This window comes from Streptosporangium sp. CA-135522 (genome assembly GCF_050949235.1).
In the GTDB taxonomy this organism is placed as follows: domain Bacteria; phylum Actinomycetota; class Actinomycetes; order Streptosporangiales; family Streptosporangiaceae; genus Streptosporangium.
In genome coordinates this window covers 2,668,112-2,682,261 of sequence record NZ_CP192026.1, presented here as the reverse complement: position 1 = coordinate 2,682,261, position 14,150 = coordinate 2,668,112, and the positions used below count along the sequence as shown (strand labels likewise).

The following is a 14,150-nucleotide window of genomic DNA, read 5'->3' as shown; positions in this document are numbered from 1 at the left end:
ACTCCAGACGCCGGCGAGACCCGGCGAACCGGACAGGCCAAGCCTGCCTATGCGTCCAACTCTTCGGCGGAGATGTCAGCCGACAAGGTGACCGCAACACCGTCATAGTCCTTGGTGGACGCGTGAAGGTGCACGCCGCCCATCCGCTTAATGCCGTTGGGCCAGGCTTCCGCCCCTATCGCAGCCTGCCACGTGTAGAAATCCTCCTGCCGCTTTATGGGATCAGCGGCATGGCACTCGCCCACCAGCAAGGGACCCACGCCGCCATCCCCGAGCATCCAAGAGATGACCGGAAGGTTCTCCTGAAGCGTGCGCTCAATAATTCCCCCGAGCGCTCTATACGCCTCTTGCTGATAAACGATGCTTGTGTTTGAGATGTCCTCAACCATACCCGTGCCCCCTTACCTCGTCCGGCTCTATGAAACGCTTGCGCCAGGGAGGTCAATCGGCGCCTCTCCATGCTTGTGGTCGTACATTCCCGCCAGAGCAGGGCGGAAATCGGCCAGGTGGCCGCGCCACTTCTCACATAGCGCAGAGCGGGCAGACGAGTCCGTCTGCAGCAGGAACTGCAGATGACGAAGCCCATGCATGAGGACGTCGATATACCGAGGGATGGGCGCCTCGTCTGCTTTTACTTCGATCGGTTTGCCCACGGCTTCGGGAAGTGCAGGACTGATCGGTTTGGCATTCGGCCAGTGATCGAGCGCAAGGTGTGTGCATCCGATAACGGCTACGTAGGTGAGGATTACAGCCGTCTCCTCTGCACGCCATGACGTCGAATGCAAAAGTTTTATGTCGGTCGATGTTCCATGCTCTTCCAACAGCGCCTCAACATTGCTGTGCGGGTCGCTGTCCTGGCGAATTGCGTCAGAACGCCATGCGTCATGACCGCTGATCAGCCATAGCCCGACCTGGTCTGCCGACACCGGCCAGACTTCCACCCGCACTTCAGTGTTGAGACTCATTGGGCTTCCTCCGTTGCAGGGCTAGCCTTACCGTCTGCCTTTTTCGCGGTATTGATCAGTTGAGCCGCACGTGCTTTCGACACGCTGATGCGACCGGCCAAGCCGGCCAGCGACAGCCGTTCATCGTTGAAAATCCGGGCTGCTGACTGCGCCCGGAGATCCCCCGAGGCCTCGATAAGGCGCTGCAATGTCTCCACGAGCTCGGTCGCCTTCCCGTATGCACGGTCGGCATCGGGCTCCGCCTGGATCGCGCCCACTGTGGCCTCGAAAGCGCGTTCAAGGCCCGCCAGTGCAGCGGCAACCGCCTCGCTCGCGTCTTCCTCGTTCATGCCTGCCAGGGTACGCGGCCCATCAAGGGGGGGCTAGACACGCCACGTACAGTCCCCCCTTGACGTTCGTGCAGGGGGGACTGTACGGTCTTTCGTGTAGCACCCCCTACACGGCAAGCGTCCGGAGGAACAGCCCATGCTCCCCATCTCGAAGCCCCGCCGCCTTCTGCCCATCGTTCTCATGGTCCTGGCCGCTTTCTACATCGTTAAGCAGCCCACCCAGGCGGCCCAGACGCTCACGAGCGTGATGAACGGCGTGGCCACCATCGCCAGCGCGTTGAGCACGTTCGTCGGTGCTCTCTGACCCCGAGCCGAAAAGACCGGAGCGGCCCCGATCCGCCAAGACCTGAAGCCGCTCCGGTCCTCCTCGCCAACCATCTGAGCAACAAGGAGTGCCTTCATCATGGCAACCAACTTCACCGGCGTCTCTACCGTCGCGATAAGGCTTCACCCTGCGCTGTTGTCCCCCGCGCAGCGGCATGCAGCCTTCCGCCCCGAGAACGGCATGCCGGACGTCGAGTGCGTGTATGACCCCGAGCTGCACACCGGCCCTGACCGCACCGAGTCGCCCGAGGAGCGCGAAGCCCGCGAGAGCGTTGCTCGCGACGTCTGCGCGTCCTGCCCGGCGCTGGCGCTGTGCCGCGCCTACGCGCTGGAAGTCCTTCCGAGCTTCGGTGTGTGGAGCGGCATGACGCCTCCCGAGATCGCCGAACACGCCGCCGACCTTGACTGGCTGGAGGTGGCGTGACGAGCGCCGGCGCATCCGATGTGGCCGTACCGGCCGGCTCTCCTACGAACCCGCCCGGCCCGCCGCTGAATCCAGCTCCACGACATGAGAGGCATCACCAGCCCTAAGGAGGACTGCCCAATGAACATCCGCCTCATCGGCACACCGTTCGAGGTGGCCGACGCCTCGCTGACCATCCGTGCCCTGGCCATCATCACCGCTTTCCGCGGCCCCTACCCCAGCCACCAGAACCCCGAGCACGTCCGGCTGTACCTGGAGGTCACCGGCCTGCCCCGCCCGGTGCCCCACCCCTATGCGCCCACCGACGCCCCGGCCGCTCACCGCAGCCGCACCCGGCCCGACTGCGCGACCTGCCAGAGCTGGAGCTATGCGACCCGCACTTTCCGACGTCCCTACGTGGAGGACTGATGAGCATCACGAACCCGATTCCCGAACCGCCCCCCGATGACATCTCGCGTGGCCTGGCGGAGATCGAACGGCACCTGGCCGAGCAGATCCCCGCCCTCCCGCCAGCGGCACAGCCGGTCAATGCTGAGGGCGAGACCAGGCGCGTGCGACGATTGCGCGCCGAGGTGGCCGAGGCTCACCTGTTGGCCGGCCTCCAGGACGACGACACGCCACTGATGGTGGACACGGCCGCAGTCCGCAAGCGCCGCAAGGCCGCCAGTGAGGCGGCTCGGTTACACGAGTTGGCCCAAGACCCCGCGATGGGGGCCTGGCAGGCCGCGCGGACACGGAACCTGCTCGTGGCCGCGGGCATGGTCTCGCTGGCCTTGGCGTTGGCCTGGTCCACCGCGGGCGTGCAGCGCTTCGCCGCAGACGGCGCCCCGGCCTGGTCGCCCGCGTGGGTGTTCGCCTGGCTGATCGAGCCCTTCCTGTCCCTGGCCCTGCTGGTCGTCGTCGGTGCCCGCGCCTACCTCGGCACCCGCGGTCAGCCGCTCAACGACCGGACACTGATACGCATCGAGCGGCTCTTCCTCGGGCTCACGTTGTCGATGAACGCCTGGCCGTACCTGCCCGGCGTCGCCGAAGTCTTCAGCCTGTCACGGCTGGTGTTGCACATCCTCGGGCCGATCGTCGCGGTCGCCATCGTCACCGCCCTGCCCATCATCCTGGCCGCGTTCTCCCGGTTGGACCATGGCCGTCAGTACCCCCGTACTGGCCTGGAGTACAGGGCGAACGTGCGACCGGAGTACCCCCACGGCGGTCCCGACATCGACGCCCTGACCATGCGGGTGCGGCGGCTGATCGCCGCCGGAGAGCTACCCGCCGATCCCGGAACCCACAAGATCCGCAGGGCGCTCGGATGCGGCACCGACACCGCCCGCGCCGTACGCGACGCCCTGATCCAGGAGGCGGCGTGATGGCCCTGCACATCACCCACACCATCATGATCGATGATCTGTCCGGCCTCTGCGCTCAGCGCAGCGCGAACGGCCGATGGAGCGTGACCGGCCACCCGGCACGCACCTTCACTCGCGACCAGGCCATCACCGCGCTGAGCATCGCCGAGGCGCTCGCCCTGGCCCCGCCGCCTGACCACCGGCTGCGGCTGTTCATCAACGGTTGGCGGGCCGAACTCGACCTGCCGCCCCTCGACCCCTCCGACCGTTCTGTACGGGACGCGGCCTCATCCGCCAAGACAACGGCCGCGCCCCGCAACCCCGCCACCGTCAAGCAGCCCGAGGTGAACCCATCATGACCGACACCCCGACCGGGACCAACGGCCACCGCCCGAACTGGGCCGCCGACCCGACCACCGCCATCCCTGAGCAGCCCGGACCGGCCGACGACGGCCCCGGCGCCGAGGTGGTCTCCATCGAGGCCGCCCGCGACCGCCGCCACGCCTACCCGCCCACCGACACCGAGACCTCGACCGGCGGCCCCTTCCTGGAGGGCGAGGTCATCCGGGTGGACGCCCCCGGCGGCGATGACCACGACTGGCTGGCCGACCTGGCGCGTCGCTCGGCCGAGCGGCGCCCGGTCGTCCCGATCTGGCTGACCTCCGCCCGCCAGGCCCGCGACACCCTGGCCTGGGTCGGCTCCCACTACGCGCACGTGGGCGCCTATCACCTGCTGCGCACTCCGAAGTATGTCGCCAAGCTGGCCGCCCGCTCCCCGCGCGGCGCGGTCCGCTTCGTCGGCGGCAGCGTCAGGTGGGTGTTCGACCTGGAGGGCGAGCCGGTGCGCCGCGCCGCGGTGCAAAAGGCCGACCCCGAGGCCTACCTGAAGCTGAGCCGTCAGCGCGATGCCCGAGTGCGGCTGCGTGTCGCGGTCGCCGTGGCCGGGCTGATCGTGCTCGGCCTGGCCTCCCTGCTGCTGGCCGCCGACGCCCCGACTCCGGTGCAGTGGGCCGCGCTCGGCTCCCTGGTCGCTCTGCTGGGCCTGCTGGGCGCGCCGGCCGACCGGCCGCTGATCGACCGCGCGGTCATCGCGACCAAGGTCGAGCGGCTGACCTCCACCGTGGTCATCGACGCCCTGGCCGCCCTCGGTATCGCCGAGCTGAACAAGGCCTTCGGCAAGGGCGGGCGCGGCATCAACTTCCCCGCCCCCATCACCCGCGACGGCCCCGGCTGGCGGGCCGATGTGGACCTGCCGCTCGGTGTCACCGTCACCGACATCATGGAGCGCCGCGACCGGCTGGCTTCCGGCCTGCGCCGCCCGCTGGGCTGCGTGTGGCCGGAGAACGCGCCCGGCCAGCACCCCGGCCGCCTCGTGCTGTGGGTCGGCGACCAGGACATGTCCACGGCCAAGGCCCCGGCCTGGCCGCTGGCCCGCACCGGCAGCGCCGATCTGTTCAAGCCGATCCCCTTTGGCCATGACCAGCGGATGCGGCCGGTCAAGCTCACCCTGATGTTCGCCAACATGCTGATCGGCGCGATGCCCGGCGCGGGCAAGACCTTCGCCCTACGGGTACTGCTGCTGGCCGCCGCCCTCGACGTCACCGCCGAACTCCGCCTGTTCGAGCTCAAGGGATCGGGGGACCTGTCGATGTTCGAGCCGGTCGCCTACCACTACGGCTCCGGCGCCGACGACGACACCGTGCACGCCTGCCTGATCTCGCTGCGGGAGGTCTACAAGGACCTGGAGACCCGTGCTCGCACGATCTCCCGCCAGCCCCGCGACATCTGCCCGGAGAACAAGGTCACCCCGGCCCTGGCCGCCAAACGCTCCCTCGGCCTGTTCCCGCTGGTGGTGGCGATCGACGAGTGCCAGGAGCTGTTCTCCCACCCCGAGTACGGCAAGGAAGCCGGCGAACTGTGCACGGCCATCATCAAGCGGGGCCGCGCCCTGGGCGTGATCCTGCTGCTGGCCACCCAGCGTCCCGACAAAGACAGCCTGCCCACCGGCGTCAGCGCGAACGTCGGCGTGCGGTTCTGCCTGCGGGTGATGGGCCAGGTCGAAAACGACATGGTGCTCGGCACCTCGGCCTACCGCAACGGCATCCGCGCCACCACCTTCTCCCCGCGCGACAAGGGCATCGGCTACCTGGTCGGTGCCGCCGACGACCCGCAGATCACCCGCTCGGCCTACCTCGACGGCCCCGCCTCCGAGCGGATCGTGGTCCGCGCCCGCGCCGCCCGCCAGGCCGCCGGAACCCTCGCCGGACACGCCATCGGCGAGACTCCCACCGCCGCCCCGACCTACGACCTGCTGACCGACATCCTGGCCGTCATCCCCGAGGGCGAGACCAAGGTGTGGTCGGAGGTCGTGGTCACCCGGCTCGGCGAGCTGCGCCCGCAGGTCTACGGGGAGTGGGAGACCGAGACCCTGGCCGCCATGGTCAAGCCGTACGGCATCGACACCGTCCAGATCGGCCGCCGGGTGGACGGGCGGATCGTCAACCGGCGCGGCATCGAACGCGCCCGCCTCGCTGAAATCGTCGCTGAGCGTAACGATGCCCGGTCCGTCAGATAGCCGCCGAACCCGCTAACGGCTAGCGGCGCCCCCGCTAACCGTTAGCACCCCCGCTAGCGCCCTGCCCATTCATCTAGCTGCGGCGTAGCGCGATAGCGCCCACCTGCGGCGACCCACGAAAACGGCCCTGGGAGCCCTCGTGACCCTCCTCATCGCCCTGCTACTGCTCTGCCTACCAATCGTCACTCTCTGCTACGTCGGCTGGTGTGCCATCTCCCCGTGGGGGACCTGCAACCGGTGCCGGCCCGGCGGCAAGAACCGCACCTGCCGCGCCTGCAACGGCACCGGGATGCGGCCCCGGCTCGGCTGGCAGCTCTACGTCTACCTGCGCCGCCTGCACCGCGACGGCACCCGCTGACCACCTCGAATCGGAGATCACCCATGTCCACCCCGCACACCACCCACCCGATCTTCACCACCTCCACCTGCGTCCCGGTCACCTGCTGCGACTCCGGTGCCCCGATCCGCTACGCCCTGGCCGCCGCCCTCGTGGCCGACCTGGACGACCAGCACCGCCGCGAGCGTCAGGCATACGAGCAGGGCTACCGCGATGGTCACCGCTCCGGCTGGGAGATCGGCTACGGCTACGCGCACCAGGAGATGGCCGGCCACTGGGAAGCCCTGGCCGCTCAGATCCGCAATCTGTCGCGGAGCCGTACCCACGCCGAACTCGAAACGCGCCGATGGGACGGGCGCCGAGAGGACTTCGGCAGACCCCGTCCCGGCGACCGTCAAGGCCGTCGACTCGCCGCGACCAACACCACTGCGATCCCGCGTCGGCGGAGCGCATGACCAGCCCACTCGCCCATACGGGAGCTCATCTCATGACCAAGCCCAGCGCCGACGACAACACCTACGGCGCGACTCTGCTCGACGCCCTGCTCGACGCTTTGACCCGCTACGTCATCCTGCCGACCTCACCGGCCGCCGACGCGGTCACCCTGTGGATCGCCGCCACCCACGCCCAACCTGCGTGGGCGCACGCACCCAGGCTCGTGATCCGCGCCCCGGAGAAGCGCTGCGGCAAGTCGAGGCTGCTGGACGTGGTCGAGGCCACCTGCCATGAGCCGTTCATCACCGTCAACAGCTCAAGCGCCGCCGTCTACCGCTCCATCAGCGACGACCCGCCCACCATGCTCGTCGACGAAGCCGACACCATCTTCGGCCCCAAGGCCGACGGCAATGAGGACCTGCGCGGGCTGCTGAACGCCGGGCACCAGCGCAACCGCCCCGCCAAGCGCTACGACGCCAACACCGGCCGCGTCGAGAGCATCCCGACGTTCGCCATGGCCGCACTCGCCGGAATCGGCGCGATGCCCGACACCATCGAAGACCGCGCCGTGGTGGTCCGCATGCGCCGGCGCGGCCCCGGCGAAACCGTCGCACCCTACCGGCATCGCCGCGACCGGCCCGCACTGCGCCGGCTCGCCGCCGACCTGTCCGCGTGGCTGCGCGCCGACCTGCCCACCCTGGAGCAGGCCGAACCCGCCATGCCGGTGGAGGACCGCGCGGCGGACACCTGGGAACCTCTGGTCGCCGTCGCCGACCACGCCGGAGGCCACTGGCCCGAGCGCGCCCGCGCCGCGGTGCTCGCCCTGACCGCCGAGGCCGACGAGACCGGTCGGCCCTCGCCGCGGGTCCGGCTGCTGACCGACTGCCGCGCGGCCTTCGGCACCGATCCCGCCTTGCCTACCGCTGCCCTGCTGGAGCGGCTCAAAGCCGATCCCGAAGCTCCGTGGGCCGACTACGGACCCAACGGCCTGACCGCGATGAAGCTGGGCGCGATCCTGCGCGAATACGAGATCCGTTCGGCCAACATCCGCTTTCTCGATGGCACCCAGGCCAAGGGCTACCAGCGCGCCGATTTCCTCGACGCCTGGGCGCGTTACTGCCCGCTCCCGGTCGTCCCGGAGCCCCCCGAGCACAGCGAGATCGCGCTGCTTGAGGGGGGTGGCCGTCCCAGCCGTCCCAGCCTCGTCATCGCAGGTCAGAGCGGGACGGCTGCCCTCCGTGGGACGGCTTAGCCGTCCCAGTGAAACTAGCCGTCCCGGCCTGACCAGCACAAATGAGCCTGGGACGGCTGGGACGGCTACCCCCTCAGAGCTGGTCCGACCTCCCCGAAAACTGCTGAACCCAAGCGCCTCGTTGAGGAGAACAACCGCCATGGCCAAGGCCGAAAAGCTCACCGTCGACGACATCTGCGAAGACCTCGGCATTTCCCGCTCCACCTTCTACGAATGGCGCCAGAAGAATCGTGGTCCCCGATGCATGAGGCTCCCCAACGGAGACCTCCGCGTCCACCGCGCCGACTACGACCGCTGGCTCGCCGGTTTGGAGGACGCCGCCTGATGCAGAACATCGCCTATGCCGTACGCGTCCACAAAATCGAGAAGCGTAAGAACAAGGCAGGCAAGGTCACTTCGTATCGGGTGGTGTGGCAGACCGCTGGGAAGTGGTGGAAGACGTCGTTCCCGAAAGAGGCCCAAGCCGATGTCTATCGGAGCACTCTGCTCACCGCCGCGCGAAACGGCGAGCCGTTCAGCCTGCTCACCGGGGAGCCCCTCTCGTGGAACCGGGCCGAGGCCGCCGAGATGAGCTGGTACGACTTCGCGTGCAAGTTCGTCGACATGAAGTGGAAGGCATCGTCGGCGAACTACCGCCAGGACATCGCGCGGGCGCTGGCAGCCGCCACACCCGCTATGTTCGCCAGTGAGCGTGGCAAGCCCGCTGACAAGGAGCTGAGGCATGCGCTGAAGCGCTGGGCGTTCAACACCAAGCAGCGTGACGAGGCGACCGGCGACACGGCCACCGCTCTGCGCTGGCTCGCAGCCAACACCAAGCCCGTCTCCGCGCTCACCGACGCGGAGACCGTTCGCAAGTTGCTGGACACCGCTACGACCCGCCTCGACGGCAAGAGGGCCGCTACGAGCACCGTCCTGCGGAATAAGACCATCCTGCAGAACGCCCTGGACTACGCCGTGGAGCTCAAGCTCCTGACGAGGAACCCGATCAAAGAGCTCAAGTGGAAGCGTCCCCAGACTTCCTATGAGGTGGACCGCCGGAGCGTCGTCAACCACGCCCAGGCGCGGGCGCTGCTGGCCGCCGTAGCGGCTCAGGAACCGAGCGGCAGGCGGCTCAAAGCGTTCTTCGCGGTGATGTACTACGCCGGTCTGCGTCCCGAGGAGACCGTCAACCTCCGCGCATACAACGTCACCCTCCCGCCCCTGGTCGAGAACCCGGAGACGGGGCGGATGGAGGAGCCGCCGGACGGCTGGGGGGAGTTGAACTTCGCCGAGGCGGCGCCCTTCGCCGGCCGGGAGTGGACCGATGACGGCGCGCTCCGCGAAGTGCGTTCGCTCAAGCATCGACCCGACGGGCACACCCGCACCGTGCCGTGTCCGCCGGAGCTGGTCAGGATCCTCCGCACTCATCTCGCGGAGTTCGACGACGGCCCCGGGGGACGGTTGTTCTACGGGGTCAGGGGTGGCGAACTGCCGACCATCACCTACCGGCGAGCGTGGGCCACGGCTCGCGAGAAGGCGCTCACTCCTGCAGAGACCGCCTCACCGCTGGCCAAACGGGTCTACGACCTCCGGCACGCCTGCGTCTCCACCTGGCTCAACGCCGGGGTCCCCGCCACCCAGGCAGCCCAGTGGGCGGGACACAGCGTGGAAGTCCTGCTTCGGATCTACGCCAAGTGCATCGCCGGTCAGGACGAGGCCGCCAAGCGCCGGATCTCCGACGCGCTCAGGGAGACGTGATCCCGTGGGAAGGCATTGGGAAGAGCCAACCGCAAACGATCGGTGACAACCGTAGACAGCCGGACATGACGAAAGCGCCCCTGGCCGCGAACACGCAGGTCAGAGGCGCTTTCTGTATGATCACGAAGGGTAGGGCGGGCGGGACTCGAACCCGCGACCCAGGGATTATGAGTCCCCTGCTCTAACCGGCTGAGCTACCGCCCCCTGTGCATGCCGTACTGCCGCATTCAACCAAAGGTCCGGCCGGTTCGCACATCCGCCGGGCGGTACGCGTTCAAGATGTGACCTTCGGCGGGAACCGGGGTTGCGGGGACTCGCTACTCTACGAGGAGACGTTGTTGAGGAGTGTTCGATCATGCGCGTTTTTGAAGCTTTTCGCGAGTCGTTCGGCGCGGAGCCGCAGGGGGTGTGGCACGCTCCGGGACGGGTCAACCTGATCGGCGAGCACACCGATTACAACGACGGGTTCGTGCTGCCGTTCGCGGTGCCGTGGGGCGTCACCGCGGCGGTCTCGCCGCGTCAGGACGACGTCGTCCGGCTGTGGTCGCTCCAAACGGGCGAGCCGTTGACCGTCGAGGTCCTGGACCGGGCCGAGGGGTGGGCGCGCTACGTCGTCGGCGTGTTCTCGGTGCTCCGCGAAGCCGGGCACCCGGTCCGGGGCGCGGATCTGGTGATCGACGGGGACGTGCCGCCGGGGGCGGGGCTGTCGTCGAGCGCGGCTCTGGAGGTGGTCGTCGGGACGGCCCTCAACGAGTTGTACGGCCTGGGCCTGACCAAGATGGAGATCGCGCTCGCCGCGCAGAGGGCCGAGAACGACTTCGTGGGCATGCCGTGCGGAATCATGGACCAGGCCGCCTCTGCTCTCGGCGAGGAGGGGAAGGCCCTGTTCATGGACTGCCGGAGTCTCGGCACCAGGAGCATCCCGTTCGACCTCGCCCAGCACGGCCTGCAACTGCTGATCATCAATACCGGGGTTCACCACGAGCTCGCCGACGGGCAGTACGCCCGGCGTCGCCAGGACTGCGAGAACGCGGCCAAGCGCCTGGGAGTCGACGCGTTGCGCGACGTCACCGATCTGGCGGGCGCTCTGAGCAAGCTCAGCGGCGACGAGCGTAAGCGCACCCAGCACGTGGTGACCGAGAACCATCGGGTGGAGGCGCTGATCGGGCTGCTGCGGGCCGGCGCCGTACGGGAGATCGGGGCCCTGCTGAACGCCTCCCATCTGTCACTGCGCGACCAGTTCGAGGTGTCCTGCCCCGAGCTGGACGTGGCCGTCGAGGAGGCGATCCGGGGCGGGGCCAGGGGGGCGCGGATGACCGGTGGCGGGTTCGGCGGGTCGGCCATCGCGCTGGTCGCCGACGACCGGGTGCAGGCCGTACAGGACGCGGTGGTTCTGGCCTATGCCGAGCGCGGCTGGGCCGCACCGGGGATCTACCCGGCCACCCCGGCCGCCGGAGCCCGCCGGCTCAGCTGAGTCGGTATGTTACTTTGGTAACATGGTAACAATTGAGCGCGCACAGACCGGACTCCGGATCGAGAAGAACGTCCTGAAGGTACTCAAGGGCCTTGCCGAATACCTGGACATGTCCCTCGGCGACCTCGTCGAGGGGATCGTCCTGCACTCCTTCGAAGGCAAGGCCCCCTTCTCCCCCGAGACCATGGCCAAGATCGAGCAGCTCAAAGCGGTCTACGGCTTGACCCTCACCGCCGCCGACGCGCACGGACTCGAGGAGGGGTGAAGCTCACCGGCGAGGCCGCCCGGGAGCCGGCCGGGTTCGCCGACGGCCACTCCGCCCTCCTCCGGTCGCGTCAGGACGCGCTCGGGACACGGCTGCGCGACCTCTGACAGCGGGAAGGCACCGGGCGGCGTCTGACAGCGGGAAAGCACCGGGCGGCAGCCGGAAAGTCCCCTCAGGCAGGCGGCCCGCCCGCCGGGCCGGCCGGTCAGGCCCCCGCGGGCACCAGTTTGGGCACCGCGCCGAGCAGTTCCCGGGTGTAGTCGTGCTTGGGGATGAAGAACACCTCGTCCACGTGCCCCTCCTCCACGACCCGGCCCCCACGCATGACCAGCACCCGGTCGCTGATGTGGTGCACCACCCCGAGGTCGTGGGAGATGAAGATCAGCGCGGTCCCGTCGGCCGCCTGGATCTCCGCGAGCAGGTCGAGCACCTGCGCCTGGACCGACACGTCCAGCGCGGAGACCGGCTCGTCGCAGACGAGCACGTCGGGCCGGGGGGCCAGGGCCCTGGCGATGGCCACCCGCTGGCGCTGCCCGCCGGAGAGCCTCCGGGGGTGCCGGCCGGCGATGTCGGCCGGCAGGCCCACCCGCTCCAGCAGCTCGGCCACCCTGGCGTTGCGGTCCCCGGAGGATCGGCCGAGGGGCTCGGCGACCAGGCGGCCGACGGTGTAGCGGGGGTCGAAGGAGTCGAGCGGATTCTGGGAGATCACCTGGATGGTGGAGCGGTGGGAGCGGCGCCTGCGCTCGGGGATCGCCGACCAGCGGGCGCCGTTCAGCAGCACCTCCCCGGAGATGGGCGTCACCAGGCCCAGAACGAGCCGTGCGACGGTCGTCTTGCCCGATCCCGACTCTCCCACGATGCCCACGGTCTCGCCCGGGTGCACCTCGAAGGAGACGTCGTCCACCACCCGGCGGGAGCCGTACGCGGCCGACAGGCCCGAGACCCGCACGACCGGCGAGCCGTGGTCCACGGTCCGCTCGGGCAGCGGGGTGCGCAGCGCCACGCCTCCGGCGGCGACCGCGGCCAGGCGGGTGCCGCGCGAGGCGGCCGAGGGGACGGCGGCCAGCAGCAGCTTCGTGTAGGCGTGCTCGGGAGCGGACAGCACGCGGGCGGTCGGGCCCTCCTCGACGACCACGCCGTCCTTCATGACCAGCACCCGGTCGGCGATGGAGGAGACCACGGCCAGGTCATGACTGATCATCAGCAGCGCGGTGCCCGCGGCCTTGCGGGCGGCGAGCAGCCGCAGGATCTGGGCCTGCACGGTGACGTCGAGCGCGGTCGTCGGCTCGTCGGCGATGATCAGGGGCGGATCGGCGGCGATGGCCGAGGCGATGAGGGCTCGCTGGCGCAGCCCTCCGGAGAGCTGATGGGCGTACTGCCGGGCACGCGCCCCCGGCTCCGGCACCCCGACCGCGTCGAGCAGTTCGATCACCTTCGCCTTACGGCCGGCACGCGGCACCACGTCGTGGGTGGCGAGCACCTCGGCGATCTCGTCGCCGACCGTGCGGAGCGGGTCGAGCGAGACGAGGGCGTCCTGCAGCACCAGCCCGGCGAACCGGCCGCGCAGCCGCCGCCAGTCCCGGGTTCCGAAGCGGAGGGCGTCCTTGCCGTTCACGGTGAGACGGGCCGCCGACACCGTCGAGCCGGGGCCGGTCAGCCCCACCAGGGTCCTGGCCGTGACGCTCTTGCCCGAGCCCGACTCCCCGACGATCGCCACGCACTCCCCCGCCGCGATCGACAGGCTCACTCCCCGAACGGCCTCCACCCCGGAGGAGGGGAAGGAGACCCGCAGGTCCTCGACCTCGATGAGGCTCATCGGTTTCTCCCTTCGAAGCGGCGCTGGAGGCGGCGGCCGACCAGGGTCAGGCTGATGACGGTCAGCGTGACGGCGAGGCCGGGAAAGAGCGCCGTCCACCAGGCGACGCGTAGGTAGTTGCGAGCCTCCGACAGCATCGAGCCCCATTCGGGACTCGGCGGCTGCGGGCCCATGCCGAGGAAGCTGAGCCCCGAGGTGGCGATGATCGCGGTGCCCGTTCCGATCGTGGCGAGCACCGGAAGCGGGCCCAGGACGTTGGGCAGCACGTGACGAAGCACCAGGATCGGCCGGGTCAGGCCGAAGGTGACCGCCTGCTCGACGTATCCGGATCGGCGGACGACCAAGGTCTGGGCTCGGACCACGCGGGCGTAGTTGGGAATCTGCACCAGGCCGATCGCGAGGATGACGTTGCCGGTGCCCGGACCGGTGATCGCGATGACCAGCAGGGCGAGCAGCAACTCGGGGAAGGTCGCCAGCACGTCGAACAGGCGGCTGAGCACCTCGTCGAGGTAGCGGGGGGAGATCCCGGCCAGCACGCCCAGGAGGGCGCCGGTCACCGCGGCGAACAGGATCGCGCTCGCGCCGATTCCCAGCGAGTGCCCGGCGCCGTGGACGACTCGGGCCAGCACGTCCCGGCCGAGGTGGTCGGTGCCGAACCAGTGCTCGGCGCTCGGTCCGGCGAGCGCGTGCAGCGGGTCGGCGGCCAGCGGGTCCACCCCGCTCAGCAGGCCCGGAGCCACGGCGGCGACCGCGGCGACGGCCAGGAACAGCGACGGTGCGATCAGCCAGGGACGCGTGCCGTACCGGTGCCCGGACCGGATCGGGGAAGCGGCGATCGGCGGTGCTTCGGTGACGGTCGTCATCGCAGGCTCCG

General features: G+C 69.5%; 18 protein-coding genes and 1 tRNA gene. 13 read left to right on the top strand and 6 right to left on the bottom strand.

The features are described 5' to 3' along the window. Positions 1 to 47 precede the first annotated feature (47 nt). The 3 genes from ACQPYK_RS12760 to ACQPYK_RS12750 are packed head-to-tail and all read right to left on the bottom strand — an operon-like array spanning position 48 to position 1,294. A complete protein-coding gene (locus tag ACQPYK_RS12760; protein WP_433254446.1) occupies positions 48 to 389 on the bottom strand; it encodes a hypothetical protein in 342 nt (113 codons plus the stop codon). Positions 390 to 416: 27 nt separating this feature from the next. Continuing rightward, a complete protein-coding gene (locus tag ACQPYK_RS12755; RefSeq protein WP_433254444.1) occupies positions 417 to 965 on the bottom strand; it encodes a hypothetical protein in 549 nt (182 codons plus the stop codon). Then, on the bottom strand, positions 962 to 1,294 hold the full coding sequence (locus ACQPYK_RS12750) for a hypothetical protein (protein ID WP_386434801.1): 333 nt from the start codon (positions 1,292 to 1,294) through the stop codon (positions 962 to 964). Before ACQPYK_RS12750 ends, ACQPYK_RS12755 begins: the two co-directional genes overlap by 4 nt. Before the next feature lie 136 nt (positions 1,295 to 1,430). On the opposite strand from ACQPYK_RS12750, the gene ACQPYK_RS12745 reads away from it, so the two are divergent. The 11 genes from ACQPYK_RS12745 (at position 1,431) to ACQPYK_RS12695 (ending at position 9,721) form a co-directional block, all read left to right on the top strand. Next, positions 1,431 to 1,598, top strand: a complete 168-nt coding sequence (locus tag ACQPYK_RS12745; protein WP_433254443.1) for a hypothetical protein — start codon at positions 1,431 to 1,433, stop codon at positions 1,596 to 1,598. Positions 1,599 to 1,697: 99 nt separating this feature from the next. Further along, entirely contained in the window at positions 1,698 to 2,042 is a 345-nt protein-coding gene (locus ACQPYK_RS12740; protein ID WP_433254441.1) for a WhiB family transcriptional regulator, read from the top strand. A gap of 120 nt (positions 2,043 to 2,162) precedes the next feature. Next, complete coding sequence (locus ACQPYK_RS12735) at positions 2,163 to 2,450, top strand: hypothetical protein (protein ID WP_433254439.1); 288 nt, start codon at positions 2,163 to 2,165, stop codon at positions 2,448 to 2,450. Next, entirely contained in the window at positions 2,450 to 3,406 is a 957-nt protein-coding gene (locus ACQPYK_RS12730) for a hypothetical protein (protein ID WP_433254437.1), read from the top strand. Before ACQPYK_RS12735 ends, ACQPYK_RS12730 begins: the two co-directional genes overlap by 1 nt. After that, on the top strand, positions 3,403 to 3,744 hold the full coding sequence (locus tag ACQPYK_RS12725) for a hypothetical protein (RefSeq protein ID WP_433254435.1): 342 nt from the start codon (positions 3,403 to 3,405) through the stop codon (positions 3,742 to 3,744). Before ACQPYK_RS12730 ends, ACQPYK_RS12725 begins: the two co-directional genes overlap by 4 nt. After that, positions 3,741 to 5,960: a cell division protein FtsK gene (locus ACQPYK_RS12720; RefSeq protein WP_433254433.1), complete on the top strand. Its 2,220-nt coding sequence runs from the start codon at positions 3,741 to 3,743 to the stop codon at positions 5,958 to 5,960. The genes ACQPYK_RS12725 and ACQPYK_RS12720 overlap by 4 nt, the downstream gene beginning before the upstream one ends. Before the next feature lie 139 nt (positions 5,961 to 6,099). Next, positions 6,100 to 6,318 carry a hypothetical protein gene (locus ACQPYK_RS12715; protein WP_433254431.1) on the top strand — a complete coding sequence of 73 codons (219 nt, stop codon included), beginning with the start codon at positions 6,100 to 6,102 and terminating at the stop codon, positions 6,316 to 6,318. A 23-nt stretch (positions 6,319 to 6,341) separates the two neighbouring features. Then, positions 6,342 to 6,752: a hypothetical protein gene (locus ACQPYK_RS12710; RefSeq protein WP_433254429.1), complete on the top strand. Its 411-nt coding sequence runs from the start codon at positions 6,342 to 6,344 to the stop codon at positions 6,750 to 6,752. A gap of 32 nt (positions 6,753 to 6,784) precedes the next feature. Next, on the top strand, positions 6,785 to 7,984 hold the full coding sequence (locus ACQPYK_RS12705; RefSeq protein WP_433254427.1) for a DUF3631 domain-containing protein: 1,200 nt from the start codon (positions 6,785 to 6,787) through the stop codon (positions 7,982 to 7,984). Continuing rightward, on the top strand, positions 7,911 to 8,309 hold the full coding sequence (locus tag ACQPYK_RS12700; RefSeq protein WP_433254425.1) for a helix-turn-helix domain-containing protein: 399 nt from the start codon (positions 7,911 to 7,913) through the stop codon (positions 8,307 to 8,309). The genes ACQPYK_RS12705 and ACQPYK_RS12700 overlap by 74 nt, the downstream gene beginning before the upstream one ends. After that, the gene (locus ACQPYK_RS12695; RefSeq protein ID WP_433254423.1) at positions 8,309 to 9,721 is read left to right on the top strand and encodes a tyrosine-type recombinase/integrase; all 1,413 of its coding nucleotides are present in this window, start codon (positions 8,309 to 8,311) and stop codon (positions 9,719 to 9,721) included. Before ACQPYK_RS12700 ends, ACQPYK_RS12695 begins: the two co-directional genes overlap by 1 nt. 130 nt (positions 9,722 to 9,851) lie before the next feature. Here ACQPYK_RS12695 and ACQPYK_RS12690 read toward each other — a convergent pair. Next, positions 9,852 to 9,925 (bottom strand) — tRNA-Ile (locus ACQPYK_RS12690). Positions 9,926 to 10,076: 151 nt separating this feature from the next. Between ACQPYK_RS12690 and galK the strand changes: the two genes are divergently transcribed. Both galK and ACQPYK_RS12680 read left to right on the top strand, forming a co-directional pair. After that, entirely contained in the window at positions 10,077 to 11,195 is a 1,119-nt protein-coding gene (galK, locus tag ACQPYK_RS12685) for a galactokinase (RefSeq protein ID WP_433254421.1), read from the top strand. A 22-nt stretch (positions 11,196 to 11,217) separates the two neighbouring features. After that, positions 11,218 to 11,460: a hypothetical protein gene (locus ACQPYK_RS12680; protein ID WP_433254419.1), complete on the top strand. Its 243-nt coding sequence runs from the start codon at positions 11,218 to 11,220 to the stop codon at positions 11,458 to 11,460. 205 nt (positions 11,461 to 11,665) lie between these two features. Here ACQPYK_RS12680 and ACQPYK_RS12675 read toward each other — a convergent pair whose 3' ends face one another. Both ACQPYK_RS12675 and ACQPYK_RS12670 read right to left on the bottom strand, forming a co-directional pair. After that, a complete protein-coding gene (locus ACQPYK_RS12675; protein ID WP_433254417.1) occupies positions 11,666 to 13,276 on the bottom strand; it encodes a dipeptide ABC transporter ATP-binding protein in 1,611 nt (536 codons plus the stop codon). Next, complete coding sequence (locus ACQPYK_RS12670; protein WP_433254415.1) at positions 13,273 to 14,139, bottom strand: ABC transporter permease; 867 nt, start codon at positions 14,137 to 14,139, stop codon at positions 13,273 to 13,275. Before ACQPYK_RS12670 ends, ACQPYK_RS12675 begins: the two co-directional genes overlap by 4 nt. Positions 14,140 to 14,150 lie beyond the last annotated feature (11 nt).